Genomic DNA, 16,631 nt, shown 5'->3' with positions numbered 1-16,631 from the left:
ACCAAGCAAGCGCTTGGTTTGTAAACTCTGTACACAAGTTTTGCCCAAGCGCTTGCTTGGGTGGCGGCCACGGCCTAAATTGCCGCCCACGACGTCAGCACACGTGAAGGAGAGAGGCATGGATGAGCAAAAAGCCCTGAGGGTGATGCGCACCATGGTCGATGCCGGCCAATTGACCGACCCCGACAGTGCCCGGGGCAAATTGCTGCAAACCGCAGCTCACCTGTTTCGCAACAAGGGCTTTGAGCGCACCACCGTGCGTGACTTGGCCAGCGCGGTGGGCATTCAGTCCGGCAGCATCTTTCATCACTTCAAGAGCAAGGACGAGATCCTGCGCGCGGTGATGGAGGAAACCATCCACTACAACACCGCGATGATGCGCGCCTCACTCGAGGAAGCGAACAGCGTGCGTGAACGCGTGTTGGCGCTGATTCGCTGTGAGTTGCAGTCGATCATGGGCGGCAGCGGCGAAGCCATGGCGGTGCTGGTCTACGAATGGCGTTCGCTGTCGGCCGATGGCCAGGCCCAAGTGCTGGCGCTGCGGGATGTGTACGAAGACATCTGGTTGCAGGTGCTGGGCGAGGCCAAGGCCGCCGGTTACATCAGGGGCGATGTATTTATCACCCGGCGTTTCCTCACCGGCGCGTTGTCCTGGACCACCACGTGGTTCCGCGCCCAAGGCAGCATGACCCTGGAGCAATTGGCCGAAGAAGCCCTGCTGATGGTGCTGAAGGCCGATTGAGGCGCAAGCCATTAATTTGCCGATGGAAAGTTGTCTCACCTGACAAAAACGCCTAGCTTATCGCCATCAGAGTATTAAACGGTGTGTGCCTCAATGTTTTCGCCATGGCGGCTGGCTGCAGGACTAACTTTATGGGCACTGGGCACCGCGGGGTGGATGCCGGCTTCGGCTGCGCAATTGGTGAGGATCGGCGCCGCGCATTTTCCGCCCTACACCGTACGCCCCGAGCAAGGCGCCGACACCGGTTTACTGCCGCAACTGGTCGAGGCGCTGAACGCCTCGCAAACCGACTACCAGTTTGTACTGGTGCCGACGTCTATCCCACGGCGTTTTCGCGATTTCGAGCAAGGCCGGGTCGACATGGCGATCTTCGAAAACCCCGACTGGGGCTGGCAGAACATTGACCACACTGCCGTGGACATGGGGCTTGAGGACGCGGAAATTTTCGTCGCCCAACGTGAGCCCGGTCGCGATCAGCGCTATTTCGCCGACCTCAACGGCAAGCGTCTGGCCGTGTTCAGCGGTTATCACTACGCCTTTGCCAACTTCAACCCCGACCCCAAGTACATGACCGAGCATTTCAACGCCACGTTGACCTATTCCCATGACAGCAACTTGCTGATGGTGGCGCGCGGGCGTGCGGACATCGCACTGGTCACGCGTTCGTACTTGAGTGATTTCATGGTGCGCAACGCGGACATGGCCGGGCAGTTCCTGGTCTCGGAGCGGATTGACCAGGTGTACCACCACTACGCGTTGCTGCGGCCAAAGGCACCGATTACCGGGGCGGCGTTTGCCGAGATGCTCAAGCGCCTGCGCGATAACGGGCAGCTGTTGAAGATCTTCGAGCCGTATCGCATTGATGTGACAGCGGTGCACTGAGCGCGGATCAGGCTTGCTGTGGTGGGCAGGCTTGCTGTGGCGAGCAGGCTTGCCCTGCGTTGGGCTGCGAAGCGGCCCCAATAAAGCCACCGCAGGTTTTCAGTCAGACCGCAGTGTCTGTTTTCAGGGCTGCTGCGCAGCCCGACGCGGGGCAAGCCCGCTCGCCACAACAAGCCTGCTCAGCACAACAAGCCCTTTCCCCACACTCAGACTCGCCGTGCAAACGTATCGCTGTGGCTGCCCGACACCTTGCGGCAATGCACCAGCGCATCACGAATCATGAAATTCACCAGGGTCGGCGAGACGCCGAGTTCCTTGGCGATGTCCTTTTGCGGCACGCCGTGCAGGCGATACATCTCGAACGCGTAACGGGTGCGTTGAGGCAATTGCGTCAGGGCGTCGGCGATGTTTTCCAGGGTGTTGAAGTTGATGTGCGAGGTTTCCGGTGAAGCGCCGTGAATGACCACATTCAAGCCTTCCTCTTCGGTCCCGGAGTATTTGAGTTCCAGGGCCTGCTTGCGGTAGTGATCGATCGCCAGGTTGCGCACGATCTGGAACAGATAACTCAGTTGGGCCTTGAACGATGAGGTGATCGTCGGCGCCGATTGCAGCCGGAAGTAGGCGTCCTGCACCACGTCTTCGGCGCGCGAGCGGCAGCCGGTAATGCGTGCCGCGATCTTCACCAGAATCAAACGATTGTCGACGAATGCCTGGAGAAGCGGTGAGTCGCACCTGCCTGTGAATACTTGTTCCGTCATGGAAATCACCTTGTCGCAAAAGAGGTTAGGGGAGGGCGTCCGTGCTGAGGCCTCCTACACATCGGGCAACAAATTATGCTTAATGATAATGATTGTCAAATGAGAAGACGAACTAATCTTATGCCTTCCTGAAAGGTGTGAACCAGGTCTCGCGCTTGCCCGCAGACTAATTATTTGCCGGCACCGTCCGTTCTCATGGGTGACAGGTCCGTTAACAAACGGCCAAGGATCAGCGCCCGCAGGAGGACGACATGGGTTTGTACGGTGCATACAGCGTGTTTCAGTTTGGAGCCTTTAGCCTATCGGGCGCCCTCAGCCTGATGAGAGCGCTCAGCCGATGAGTGCCGCCACGCGACTGCGCCTGTTTTGCCTGCCCTATTCGGGGGCCAGCGCCATGGTCTATGCGCGTTGGCGTCGGGCTCTGCCGGATTGGTTGCAAGTGTGCCCACTGGAGTTGCCGGGGCGCGGCATGCGCATGGATGAGCCGTTGCAGCGCGACATCAAGGCCTTGGCAGCGCAGTTGGCGGATGAAATCAGCCGCGACCTGAACGGCCCGTATGCCCTGTTCGGCCACAGCCTCGGCGGCCTGCTCGCCTTCGAATTGGCCCACGCCCTGCGCGAGCGCGGTGCGCCTGAGCCGCTGGCGTTGTTTGCCTCTGGCACCGCCGGCCCGGCGCGCCGTGATGTGAGCGACTACGCCATTGAAAAGACTGACCAACAACTGATCGCCCGCCTGCGCGAATTGCAGGGCACCGCCGAAGAGGCCCTGGCCAACCCCGAATTGATGCAGTTGATGCTGCCGATCCTGCGCGCCGACTTCCTGCTCTGCGGCAGCTTCACCTACGGCCAGCGCGAACCGCTGGGCATGCCGATCCACGTGTTTGGCGGCAAGCAAGACAGCGTGCGCGCCGACCAGTTGCTTGACTGGCAGGCCGACGCCGCCAGCGGCTTTTCCCTGGACATGTTCGACGGCCACCACTTCTTTCTCGTGCAGCACGAAAGCGCCGTGCTGCGTTGCCTGCGGCGCTACGCCGACGAGCACCTCGCACGCTGGCGCAGTGACGCGGCGCGGCAGCTGGCCGCCGTCTGAACGCTCTCTATTTCTCGATTTTCCCGTAAGCCGATTTCAGGCAGGAACCCCATGATGGACGCCTTCGAACTTCCCCGCACTCTGGTCCAGTCCCTTCAACGTCGCGCCGCACAGACCCCGGACCAGGTGGCCCTGCGCTTCCTCGCCGACTCTGCCGAGCAAAACGTTGTGCTCAGCTACCGTGACCTGGACCGGCGCGCCCGCGCCATCGCCGCCGCCTTGCAGGCCAATGTGGCGTTGGGCGAGCGTGCGGTGCTGTTGTTCCCCAGCGGCCCGGACTACGTCGCGGCGTTCTTTGGCTGCCTGTACGCCGGGGTCATCGCAGTGCCGGCGTATCCGCCAGAGTCCACGCGCCGGCATCATCAGGAGCGCCTGCTGTCGATCATCAGTGACGCTGAACCGCGCGTGCTGCTGACCATTGCCAGCCTCGGCGACGGCCTGGCGCAAATCGACAACGCGCCGCCGGTGCTGAGCGTCGACACCCTGGATGCACAGCTCGCCGAGCGCTGGGTCGAACCCGAACTGCACGCCGACGACATCGCCTTTCTGCAATATACCTCCGGCTCCACCGCATTGCCCAAAGGCGTGCAAGTCAGCCACGGCAATCTGGTGGCCAACGAAGTGCTGATCCGCCGTGGTTTTGGCATCGACCTCAACCCGGATGACGTGATCGTCAGCTGGCTGCCGCTGTACCACGACATGGGCCTGATCGGCGGCCTGCTGCAACCGATCTTCAGTGGCGTGCCGTGCGTGTTGATGTCGCCGGCGTACTTCCTTGGCCGGCCGCTGCGTTGGCTGGAGGCGATCAGTGAATACCGCGGCACCATCAGCGGTGGCCCGGACTTCGCCTACCGCCTGTGCAGCGAGCGGGTCAGCGAATTAGCCCTGGAGCGCCTCGACTTGAGCACCTGGCGCGTGGCCTATTCGGGCTCTGAACCGATCCGCCTCGACACCCTGGAGCGCTTCGCCGAGAAGTTCGCGACGTGTGGCTTCACCCCGAACAATTTCTTCGCCTCCTACGGCCTGGCCGAGGCGACCCTGTTCGTCGCTGGCGGCACCCGCGGCCACGGCATCCCGGCCTTGCGCCTGGATGAACAGGCGTTGGCCGCCAACCGCGCCGAACCGGGGCAGGGCAACGCGATCATGAGTTGCGGCACCAGCCAGCCGGAGCACGCGGTGTTGATCGCCGACCCGCACACGCTGAGCGAACTGCCAGATAACCACGTCGGCGAACTGTGGGCCAGCGGCCCGAGCATCGCCCACGGCTACTGGCGCAATCCGCAAGCGTCGGCCAAGACGTTTGTACAGCACGCCGGCCGCACCTGGCTGCGCACCGGCGACCTGGGTTTTATCCGCGAGGGCCAGGTGTACATCACCGGACGCCTGAAAGACCTGCTGATCGTGCGCGGTCATAACCTGTATCCCCAGGACATCGAACAAACCATCGAGCGCGAAGTGGAAGTGGTGCGCAAGGGCCGCGTTGCCGCTTTTGCAGTGAATGACCAAGGCCTGGAAGGCATCGGCATCGCCGCCGAAATCAGCCGCAGCGTGCAGAAAATCCTGCCGCCCGAGGCGCTGATCAAAGCCATCCGCCAGGCCGTGGCCGAGGCGTATCAAGAAGCCCCGAGCGTGGTGGTGCTGCTCAACCCCGGCGCCTTGCCGAAGACCTCCAGCGGCAAAGTGCAGCGCTCGGCCTGTGCCCTTCGCCACGCCGATGGCAGCCTCGACAGCTACGCGCAGTTCCCCGACCTGCAAGCGCAAGCGAGCGATGCGGCGTTGGAATCCGATCTGCAAAACCAGATCGCCGCCATCTGGTGCGAGCAGTTGCAGGTCGCAACCGTTGCGGCCGATGACCACTTTTTCCTGCTCGGCGGTAACTCCATCACCGCCACCCAAGTGGTCGCCCGCCTGCGCGAAACCCTGGGGCTGGAGCTGAACCTGCGCATGCTGTTCGAAGCGCCGACCCTGGCGAGCTTTGCCGCAAGCGTTGCGCAATTGCAGCAGGACGGCGGCGTTGCTCAAGGCGCGATTCATGCCTTGTCGCGCCAGGACGACCTGCCGCAATCGCTGGCGCAAAACCGCCTGTGGATCACCTGGCAACTTGACCCGCAGAGCAGCGCCTACACCATCCCCGGCGCCTTGCGTTTGCGCGGCGAGTTGGACGAAGACGCCGTGCGCGCCAGCTTCCAGCACCTGATCGAGCGTCACGAAGCCCTGCGTACGCGCTTCTACGAGCGCGACGGCCAGGCCTTCCAGCGTGTGCAGGCAAGCGCCGAATTCGACCTGCAAATTATCGACCTCAGCGACCTGCCGGGCGCCGAGCGTGAGGCACGCGCGCAGCAGATCCGCGAAGACGAAGCGCGCACCCAGTTCGACCTGGAAAAGGGCCCGCTGCTATGGGTGACCCTGGTGCGCCTGGACGATGAAGATCACCAATTGCTGGTGACGCTGCACCACATCATTGCCGACGGTTGGTCGCTGAATATCCTCATCGACGAATTCTCGCGCCTGTATGCCGCCGCAACGCAAGGCCAGCCCCTGGCGTTACCGCCACTGGCCCTGCAATACGCCGACTATGGCAGCTGGCAGCGCCAATGGCTGGCCGAAGGCGAAGGCCAGCGGCAACTGGCGTACTGGAAAACCCAGTTGGGCGAGGAACATCCGAGCCTGAGCCTGGCCACCGACCATCCGCGCTCGTCGCAACAACGCCACAGCGCGTCGCGCCATAGCGTGCGCCTGGAGGCCGGCCTCAGTGTAGCGATTCGCCAGACCGCCCAAGACAACCAAGCCACCCCGTTCATGCTGCTGCTGGCGGCGTTCCAAAGCCTGCTCTACCGCTACAGCGGCCAGCGCGATATCCGCATCGGCGTGCCGAATGCCAACCGCCCGCGCCAGGAAACCCAAGGCCTGATCGGCTTCTTCATCAACACCCTGGTGCTGCGCGCCGAGCTGGATGGCCGTCTGCCGTTCGATCAATTGTTGGCGGCCACCCGTCAGGCTGCGTTGGGCGCCCAGGCGCATCAGGACCTGCCGTTCGAGCAACTGCTGGAAGCCTTCCCGCACGCCCGCGAACAGGGCCTGTTCCAGGTCATGTTCAACCACCAGCAACGCGACCTGAGTGCCTTGCGCCGCCTGCCGGGCATGCTCGCCGATGAGTTGCCCTGGCACAGCCGCGAGGCCAAGTTCGACCTGCAACTGCACAGCGAAGAAGACCGCAACGGGCGCCTGAGCCTGTCGTTCGACTACGCCGATGAGCTGTTCGACAGCGCAACCATTCAGCGTCTCGCCGAGCACTTCATCAACTTGCTACACGCCGTGTGCGAGCAACCGCAACAGGCCATCGGCGACTTGCCGTTGATGCACGCCGACGAACAACAGCCGTGGAGTGAAGCGCCGTGCACGCCGGCGCAGCAGTGGCTGCCAGAACTGCTCAGCCAACACACCGCGGACAACACCGCGTTGGTCTGGCAAGACGGCAACCTGACCTTCGCCCAACTGCACACCCAGGCCAACCGCCTGGCCCATTACCTGCGTGACAAGGGCGTTGGCCCGGATGTGTGCGTGGCCATCGCCGCCGAACGCTCGCCGCAACTGTTGATCGGCTTGCTGGCGATCATCAAGGCCGGTGGCGCCTATGTGCCGCTCGACCCGGATTACCCCGCCGATCGCCTGGCCTACATGCTCCAGGACAGCGGCGTGCACCTGCTGTTGACCCAAACCTCACTGCTCGAGCTGTTACCGGCACCCGAAGGCGTGTGCGTGATCGCCATGGACAGCCTGCACCTCGACAGCTGGTCGACCCAGGCACCGGGTTTGCACCTGCATGGCGACAACCTCGCCTACGTGATTTACACCTCCGGCTCCACCGGCCAGCCCAAGGGCGTGGGCAATACCCATGCGGCGCTGGCCGAGCGTTTGCAGTGGATGCAAGCCACGTATCAACTCAACGACACCGATGTGCTGATGCAAAAAGCACCGATCAGTTTCGACGTGTCGGTGTGGGAGTGCTTCTGGCCATTGATCACCGGTTGCCGCCTGGTGCTGGCCGGTCCCGGCGAGCATCGCGACCCGCACCGCATTGCGCAGTTGGTGCAGGAACACGGCGTAACCACCCTGCACTTTGTGCCGCCGCTGTTGCAGCTGTTTATCGATGAGCCGCGGGTGGCCGAATGCACCAGCCTGCGCCGCCTGTTCTCCGGCGGTGAAGCCTTGCCCGCCGAACTGCGCAACCGCGTCTTGGCACAGTTGCCGGCGGTGCAATTGCACAACCGTTATGGCCCGACGGAAACCGCGATCAACGTCACCCACTGGCAGTGCCAGGCCGAAGACGGCGAGCGCTCGCCGATTGGCCGGCCGCTGGGCAATGTGATCTGTCGCGTGCTGGACGAACACCTCAACCCATTGCCGGCCGGTGTGCCGGGCGAATTGTGCATCGGCGGCATCGGCCTGGCGCGCGGTTACCTCGGCCGCGCCGGGCTGACCGCAGAACGTTTCGTCGCCGACCCCTTGGGCGAGGCGGGCACACGCCTGTACCGCACCGGTGACCGCGTGCGCTGGAGCGCTGACGGCGTACTCGACTACCTCGGCCGGCTCGATCAGCAGGTCAAACTGCGTGGCTTTCGCGTGGAACCGGAAGAAATCGAAGCACGCCTGTTGGCCATGGACGGCATCGCCCAAGCCGTGGTGCTGGTGCGTGACCAGCAACTGATCGGCTACTACACCGCCAGCACCGCGCTGGACGCTCAACAGGTAAGAACTGCCCTGGCCGCCGAGTTGCCGGAATACATGGTGCCCGCGCAACTGCTGCGTCTGGAGGCGATGCCGCTGAGCCCCAGCGGCAAACTGGACCGCCGTGCCTTGCCGGCGCCGTTGTGGCAAACCCGTGAACACATCGAACCCCAAACCCCGTTGCAGCAGCAGATTGCGGCGATCTGGCGCGAAGTCCTCGGCCTGCCTCGCATTGGCCTGGGCGACGACTTCTTCGCCCTCGGTGGTCACTCGTTGCTGGCCACGCAAATCATCTCGCGCACCCGCCAAGCCTGCGACGTCGAGCTGCCGCTGCGCACCTTGTTCGAAGCCAGCGAGCTGGGCGCGTTTGCCGAGCAAGTCGGGCTGATCCAGGCTTCGGGCCAGCGCAACCAGCAAACCGCTATCGCCAAGGTCGACCGCAGCGCGCCGGTGCCGCTGTCCTATTCCCAACAGCGCATGTGGTTCCTCTGGCAGATGGAGCCGGACAGCCCGGCCTACAACGTCGGTGGCATGGCGCGCCTGCGTGGCGTGCTGGACGTGGGGCGTTTCGAGGCGGCGTTGCAAGCCTTGATCATGCGTCACGAAACCCTGCGCACCACCTTCCCGAGCCTCGACGGCGTGGCCCAGCAAAAGGTCGCGCCGCAAACCGGCCTGCGCATGGACTGGCAGGATTTCTCGGCGCTCACTGAAGCCGAGCGTCAGCTGCGCCTGCAACAACTGGCCGACCACGAAGCCCATACGCCTTTCAACCTGGAAACCGGGCCATTGCTGCGCGCGTGCCTGGTCAAGGCCGGCGAGCAGGAACACTACCTGGTGCTGACCCTGCACCACATCGTCACCGAAGGCTGGGCGATGGACATCTTCGCGCGTGAACTCAGCGCGCTGTACGAGGCCTTTATCGACGAGCGCGATTCGCCGCTGGCGCCGTTGCCGGTGCAGTACCTCGACTACAGCGTGTGGCAGCGCCAATGGCTGGAGTCCGGCGAGCGTCAGCGCCAACTCGACTACTGGATCGGGCAGCTTGGGCATGAGCATCCACTGCTCGAACTGCCCGGCGACCGCCCGCGTCCGCCGGTGCAAAGCCACCAGGGCGAGCTGTACCGCTTTGACCTGAGCGATGAACTGGCCGCCCGTGTGCGCGCCTTCAATGCCGAACGCGGCCTGACCCTGTTCATGACCATGACCGCCACCCTGGCCGTGTTGCTCTACCGCTACAGCGGCCAGACCGACCTGCGCATCGGCGCGCCGGTGGCCAACCGCATTCGTCCGGAAAGCGAGGGCCTGATCGGCGCATTCCTCAACACCCAGGTGCTGCGTTGCCAGCTCAATGGGCAGATGAAGGTGGGCGAGTTGTTCGAGCAGGTGCGCCACACCGTGATTGAAGGCCAGTCCCATCAGGACCTGCCGTTCGATCATTTGGTGGAAGCCCTGCAACCCCCACGCAGCGCGGCCTACAACCCGCTGTTCCAAGTGATGTGCAACGTGCAGCGCTGGGAATTCCAGCAGAGCCGCCAACTGGCCGGCATGACCGTCGAGTACCTGGCCAACGATGCGCGCGCGACCAAGTTTGACCTCAACCTGGAAGTCACCGACCTCGACCATCGCCTGGGTTGCTGCCTGACCTACAGCACCGACCTGTTCGACGAACCGCGCATTGCGCGCATGGCCGAGCATTGGCGCAACTTGCTGGAGGCACTGATCGCCAACCCGCAGCAGCGCCTCAGCGAATTGCCGTTGCTGACCGCCGCCGAGCAGCGCGCGTTGCAGGACAGCCTCGGTATGGAAGCGGGCGAGCATCGCCTCGATCAGTGCATTCACCAGTTGTTCAGTCAGCAGGCGAGCAAGCGTGCCGATGCGCCGGCACTGACCTTTGCCGGTGAAACCCTTACCTACCGCGAACTGGACGCCCGCGCCAATCGCCTGGCGTGGATGCTGCGCGAGCGCGGCGTCGGCCCACAGGTGCGCGTCGGCCTGGCGTTGCCGCGTTCCCTGGAAATGGTGATTGGCTTGTTGGCGATTCTCAAGGCCGGTGGCGCCTATGTGCCGCTCGACCCGGAATACCCGCTGGACCGCTTGCACTACATGATCGAAGACAGCGGCATCGGCCTGCTGCTCAGTGACGCGGCACTGTTCGAAGCCCTTGGTGAACTGCCGGCGACGGTGGCGTGCTGGTGCCTGGAAGATGACCTGCCGGTGCTCGCCAATTACTCGGCCGACGAGCTGCCCTTTATCAGCTTGCCGCAACATCAGGCGTACTTGATCTACACCTCAGGTTCCACCGGCAAGCCCAAAGGCGTGGTGGTGTCCCACGGTGAAATCGCCATGCATTGCCAGGCGGTGATCAAGCGCTTTGGCATGCGTGCGGACGATTGCGAACTGCACTTTTATTCGATCAATTTCGACGCCGCCACCGAGCGTTTGCTGGTGCCGCTGCTCAGCGGCGCGCAGGTGGTGTTGCGCGCCCAGGGCCAGTGGGATGCCGAAGAAATCTGCGCGCTGATTCGCACCCATCGCATCAATATCCTCGGCTTCACCCCAAGCTATGGCAGCCAGTTGGCGCAGTGGCTGGCGACTCAGCAGCAAACCTTGCCGGTGCGCATGTGCATCACCGGCGGTGAGGCGCTGACCGGCGAACACTTGCAGCGTATCCGCGCAGCGTTTCAGCCCGAGGTGTTTTTCAACGCCTACGGCCCGACTGAAACCGTGGTCATGCCGCTGGCCAGTCTGGCGCCCGAGCACGTGGAGGAGGGCGCTGGCAGCGTGCCGATCGGCAGCATCATTGGCGACCGCGTGGCCTACATTCTCGACGCCGACCTGGCGCTGGTGCCGCAAGGTGCGACCGGCGAGTTGTATGTCGGCGGGGCCGGTCTGGCCCAGGGTTACCACCAACGCCCGGGCATGACCGCAGAGCGTTTTGTCGCCGACCCGTTTGCTACCAATGGCGGGCGTTTGTACCGCACCGGCGACCTGGTGCGCCAACGCGCCGATGGCCTGGTGGAGTACCTGGGCCGTATCGACCATCAGGTGAAAATTCGCGGTTTCCGCATTGAACTGGGCGAAATCGAAACCCGCCTGCTGGAACACCACGCGGTGCGCGAAGCGGTGGTGCTGGCGCTGGATTCGCCGAGCGGCAAACAGCTGGTGGCTTACCTGGTCAGCGACGCCGACCACGGCACACTGCGCGACGCGCTCAAGGCACACCTGAAGACGCAACTGCCGGACTACATGGTGCCTGCGCACCTGATCGTGCTGGACAGCATGCCGCTGACCGCCAACGGCAAGCTCGACCGCCGCGCCTTGCCGCAACCGGACCCGGAGGCGAACCGCCAAGACTACGTGGCGCCACGCAACGAACTGGAGCACACCCTGGCCGCGATCTGGTGCGCCGTGTTGAACGTGCAGCAGGTCGGCATGGACGATAATTTCTTTGAACTGGGCGGCGACTCGATCCTGTCGATCCAGGTGGTCAGCCGTGCGCGGCAGGCCGGGATTCACTTCAGCCCGCGCGACCTGTTCCAGCACCAGACCGTGCAAACCCTCGCAGCCGTGGCCACGCGGTCCGAGCGGGTCAGCGCCGAACAAGGGGTGCTGACGGGCAGCTCGGGCCTGACGCCGATCCAGCATTGGTTCTTCGATACGGCGATTCCGAATCGTCAGCACTGGAACCAGGCGTTGCTGCTCAAACCGCTGCAACTGCTCGACCCTCATCGCCTGGAGCAAGCGCTGTTGGCGGTGCTGGAACACCACGACGCCCTGCGCCTGAGCTTTACGCCGCGCGATGCCCAATGGCACGCCGAGCACTTGGCCGTGCCGCGCGGCGGCGTGCTGATGCAGGCGCAAGTGCGCGATATGGCGCAGTGCACCGCGCTGTTCACCGACACCCAACGCAGCCTCGACCTCGAACACGGTCCGCTGCTGCGCGCCTTGCTGGTGGATGGCCCGCAGGGTCAGCAACGCCTGCTGATCGCGATTCATCACTTGGTGGTGGATGGCGTGTCGTGGCGCGTATTGCTTGAAGACCTGCAAACCGTCTACCGCCAACTGAGCGACGGCCAATCGGTCAGCCTGCCGGCCAAGACCAGCGCCTTGCGCGATTGGGCTGCGCGTTTGCAGGCCTATGCGAGCAGTGAATCCCTGCGTGAAGAGTTGAGCCTTTGGCAAGACCGGTTGGCCGGTCCTGCGGCGGTATTGCCGGTGGATCGCCCACACGGTTCGCTGCTCACTCGGGATGCCGACACGGTCAGCGTGCGCCTGGACGCGCAACACACCCGCCAGTTGCTGCAACAGGCGCCAAGCGCCTATCGCACTCAGGTCAACGACCTGCTGCTGACGGCGTTGGCCCGTGTGCTGTGCCGCTGGAGTGGTCACGATTCAGCGTTGATCCAGCTGGAAGGCCATGGCCGTGAAACCTTGTTTGATGACATCGACCTGACCCGCAGCGTCGGCTGGTTTACCAGTGCTTACCCATTGCGCCTGACCCCGCAAGCAGAGCAGGGCGCATCGATCAAGGCGATCAAGGAGCAACTGCGCGGCGTGCCGCACAAAGGTTTGGGCTATGGCGTGCTGCGTTACCTGGCGGACGATCTGTGCAAGCAGACCATGGCCGCACTGCCAAGCGCCGACATCACCTTCAACTACCTCGGCCAGTTCGACCAGAGCTTTGGCGCCGATGCGCTGTTCCACCCGCTGGATGAGCCAGCCGGCCTGGCGCATGACCCGCAGGCGCCGTTGCCTAATGAGTTGAGCGTCGACAGCCAGGTGTACGGCGGCGAACTGGTGCTGCGCTGGACCTTCAGCCGCGAGCGCCACGATCAACAGACCATTCGCGAACTGGCCGAGGCCTACCTGGGCGAACTGCAAAGCCTGATCGCGCATTGCCTGAGCGACGCTGCCGGCGGCCTCACGCCGTCGGACTTCCCGCTGGCGCACCTAACCCAGCCACAACTCGACAGCCTGCCGGTGCCGGCCAGCGCTATCGAAGACGTGTACCCGCTGACGCCGATGCAGGAAGGCCTGCTGCTGCACACTTTGCTGGAACCGGGCACGGGCCTCTACTACATGCAGGACCGCTACCGCATCAACAGCGCGCTCGACCCGCAGCGGTTTGCCCAAGCCTGGCAGGCGGTGATCGCGCGTCACGAAGCCTTGCGCGCGTCGTTCTGCTGGAACGTCGGCGAAGACATGCTGCAAGTGATTCACAAGCCGGGCAGCACGCCGATCGAGTACCTGGACTGGAGCGCCGATCCGGAAAGTGAACAGGAACCCCGTCTGCAAGCCTTGCTCAAGGCCGAGCGGGAAGCCGGTTTCGATCTGCTTAACCAGGCGCCGTTTCACCTGCGCCTGATCCGCGTCGGTGAAGCGCGCTACTGGTTCATGATGAGCAACCACCACATCCTCATCGATGCCTGGTGCCGTTCGCTGTTGATGAATGACTTCTTTGAGATCTACATGGCCCTGGGCGAAGGCCGCGAAGCACAGTTGGCCACCCCGCCGCGCTACCGCGATTACATTGCCTGGCTGCAACGCCAGAACCTCGCTGAAGCACGCCAGTGGTGGCAGCACAACCTGCAAGGTTTCGAGCGCACCACACCGATCCCGAGCGACCGGCCGTTCCTGCGTGAACATGCGGGCCATAGCGGCGGTATGGTGGTGGGCGACTGCTACACCCGCCTGGAGGCACGCGACGGTGCGCAACTGCGTGAACTGGCGCAGGCCCATCAACTGACCGTCAACACCTTCGCCCAGGCGGCATGGGCGTTGGTGCTGCGTCGCTTGAGCGGCGAGCGTGACGTGTTGTTCGGCGTTACCGTGGCCGGGCGCCCGGTGGACATGCCCGAGATGCAACGCACTGTCGGCCTGTTCATCAACAGCATCGCGCTGCGGGTGAAACTGCCTGAAGACGGTCAGCGCTGCAGCGTGCGCCAGTGGTTGAGCGGCTTGCTTGACAGCAACATGCAGCTGCGCGAGTACGAGTACCTGCCGCTGGTGACCATTCAGGAACACAGCGAATTGCCCAAGGGCCAACCGTTGTTCGACAGCCTGTTCGTGTTCGAGAACGCGCCGGTGGAGGTCTCGGTGCTGGACCGCGCGCAAAGCCTGAATGCCACCTCGGATTCCGGCCGCACCCACACCAACTTCCCGCTGACCGCGGTGTGCTACCCGGGCGATGACCTAGGTTTGCACCTGTCCTACGACCAGCGTTACTTCGACGAAAGCACCGTGCAGGGCATGCTCGGCGAGTTCAAACGCCTGCTGCTGGCGCTGGTGCAAGGCTTCCATGGCGACATGGCCGACCTGCCGTTGATTGGCGCGCAGGAACGTGAATTCCTGCTCGACGGCTGCAACCAGAGTGAGCACGTCTACCCATTGGAGCGCAGCTATGTCGAGCTGTTCGAGGCGCAGGTGGCCGAGCATCCACAGCGCATCGCCGCCAGCTGCCTCGACCAACAGTGGAGTTACGACGAATTGAATCGGCGCAGCAACGGTTTGGGTCACGCGCTGATCGCAGCAGGCGTTGGCCTGGACCAGCCGGTGGCACTGCTGGCCGAGCGCAACCTCGACTTGCTGGGCATGATCATCGGCAGCTTCAAGGCCGGCGCCGGTTATCTGCCGCTGGACCCAGGCCTGCCAAGCCAGCGCCTGAGCCGGATTATCGACTTGAGCCGTACGCCGTTGCTGGTGTGCACCGAGGCGTGTCGCGAGCAGGCAATTGAGCTGCTGGAAGGTACCGACTGCCAACTGTTGGTGTGGGAGGAAGTGCCGGGCCGTGGGGAAAATCCAGGTGTCTACAGCGGCCCGGACAACCTCGCCTACGTGATCTACACCTCGGGCTCCACCGGCCTGCCCAAAGGCGTGATGGTCGAACAGCGCGGCATGCTGAATAACCAGTTGAGCAAGGTGCCTTATCTGGACCTGAGCCCGGCGGATGTAATCGCCCAAACTGCGTCGCAAAGTTTCGATATTTCCGTGTGGCAATTCCTCGCTGCGCCGCTGTTTGGCGCGCGGGTGGATATTGTGCCGAACACCCTTGCCCATGACCCGCAAGGCTTGCTGGCCCATGTGCAGGCCCAGGGCATTACTGTGCTGGAAAGCGTGCCGTCGCTGATCCAGGGCATGCTCGCCCAGGAACGCATGAGCCTGGACGGCCTGCGCTGGATGCTGCCGACGGGCGAAGCGATGCCGCCGGAGCTGGCGCACCAATGGCTGCTGCGTTATCCAGACATTGGCCTGGTCAACGCTTATGGCCCGGCGGAATGTTCGGATGACGTGGCGTTCTTCCGCGTCGATCTGGCGTCAACCCAAAGCACTTATTTGCCGATTGGCACCCCGACTGACAACAACCGGTTGTACGTGCTCGATGGCGCACTGGCGTTGGTGCCCCAGGGCGCGGTTGGCGAGCTGTGTGTGGCGGGGACTGGTGTGGGCCGTGGTTACGTCAGCGATCCGTTGCGCACGGCGCAGGTGTTCGTGCCCAACCCGTTTGGCGCACCCGGCGAGCGTCTCTACCGCACCGGCGACCTGGCACGTCGGCGCAGCGATGGCGTGTTGGAATATGTGGGGCGTATCGACCACCAGGTGAAGATTCGCGGCTACCGCATCGAACTGGGTGAAATCGAAGCGCGCCTGCATGAACAGTTGGAGGTGCGTGACGCCGCGGTGGGTGTACAAGAGGGCGTCAACGGCAAGCACTTGGTGGGTTACCTGGTGGCGGCGGATGAAAGCCTCAACCCGAGCGAGCGCCTGGACCGCATCAAGCAACGCCTGCGCGCAGAGCTGCCGGAATACATGGTGCCACTGCACTGGTTATGGCTTGAGCGCCTGCCGCTGAACGCCAACGGCAAACTCGACCGCAAGGCCCTGCCGGCGTTGGAGATCGGCCAGTTGCACAGCCAGGATTACTTGGCGCCGCGCAACGAGCTGGAAACCACCTTGGCTGCCATCTGGGCCGAGGTGCTGAAAGTCGACAAGGTGGGTGTGCAGGACAACTTCTTCGAGCTCGGCGGGCACTCGTTGCTGGCCACGCAGATTGCCTCCCGCGTGCAGAAAACCCTGCAACGCGATGTACCGCTGCGGGCGATGTTTGAGTGCAGCACGGTGGCGGAGTTGGCTGAGTATATCGAGGGCTTGGCGGCGAATGAGATCAGCGCCGAGAAGGTGGATCGGTTGAGTGATTTGATGGCGGAGTTGGAGGGGCTTTAAGGCAACCTCTAACAACTGGCGGTGAGCGTGCTGTTGGTCGAAACGACATCGTGGTATCGGTGAGAGTGCCCTGGCGCGGGGACAGATTGTTCCGCCGCCAGGCCAATGCCTCATCACTGACGGACGGGATAAGGCGACTTACGAGAGAACCGGTGTCTATTTACGCCTTGAGCTGTAGGAGATTGACCGCTGGTGGCGTAGGTGATTTCCA

5 protein-coding genes are annotated in these 16,631 nt (G+C 63.5%); 4 read left to right on the top strand and 1 reads right to left on the bottom strand.

What is annotated here, in order from left to right; genetic code table 11:
- Positions 1-118: 118 nt before the first annotated feature.
- Both AB5I78_RS20500 and AB5I78_RS20495 read left to right on the top strand, forming a co-directional pair.
- On the top strand, positions 119-742 hold the full coding sequence (locus tag AB5I78_RS20500; RefSeq protein ID WP_145158829.1) for a TetR/AcrR family transcriptional regulator: 624 nt from the start codon (positions 119-121) through the stop codon (positions 740-742).
- 93 nt (positions 743-835) lie between these two features.
- Entirely contained in the window at positions 836-1,624 is a 789-nt protein-coding gene (locus AB5I78_RS20495; RefSeq protein WP_145158827.1) for an ABC transporter substrate-binding protein, read from the top strand.
- A gap of 206 nt (positions 1,625-1,830) precedes the next feature.
- Here AB5I78_RS20495 and AB5I78_RS20490 read toward each other — a convergent pair whose 3' ends face one another.
- Positions 1,831-2,382: an RNA polymerase factor sigma-70 gene (locus AB5I78_RS20490; protein WP_145158825.1), complete on the bottom strand. Its 552-nt coding sequence runs from the start codon at positions 2,380-2,382 to the stop codon at positions 1,831-1,833.
- Positions 2,383-2,719: 337 nt separating this feature from the next.
- On the opposite strand from AB5I78_RS20490, the gene AB5I78_RS20485 reads away from it, so the two are divergent.
- Together AB5I78_RS20485 and AB5I78_RS20480 are read left to right on the top strand one after the other, a co-directional pair.
- Positions 2,720-3,472: a thioesterase II family protein gene (locus AB5I78_RS20485; protein WP_242195571.1), complete on the top strand. Its 753-nt coding sequence runs from the start codon at positions 2,720-2,722 to the stop codon at positions 3,470-3,472.
- Positions 3,473-3,523: 51 nt separating this feature from the next.
- Positions 3,524-16,420, top strand: a complete 12,897-nt coding sequence (locus tag AB5I78_RS20480) for a non-ribosomal peptide synthetase (protein ID WP_369301233.1) — start codon at positions 3,524-3,526, stop codon at positions 16,418-16,420.
- Positions 16,421-16,631: the final 211 nt, after the last annotated feature.

Origin of the sequence: Pseudomonas sp. N2-3-1-14, assembly GCF_041228395.1 — a bacterium.
In the GTDB taxonomy this organism is placed as follows: domain Bacteria; phylum Pseudomonadota; class Gammaproteobacteria; order Pseudomonadales; family Pseudomonadaceae; genus Aquipseudomonas.
This window is presented reverse-complemented; position numbering and strand designations above follow the sequence as displayed.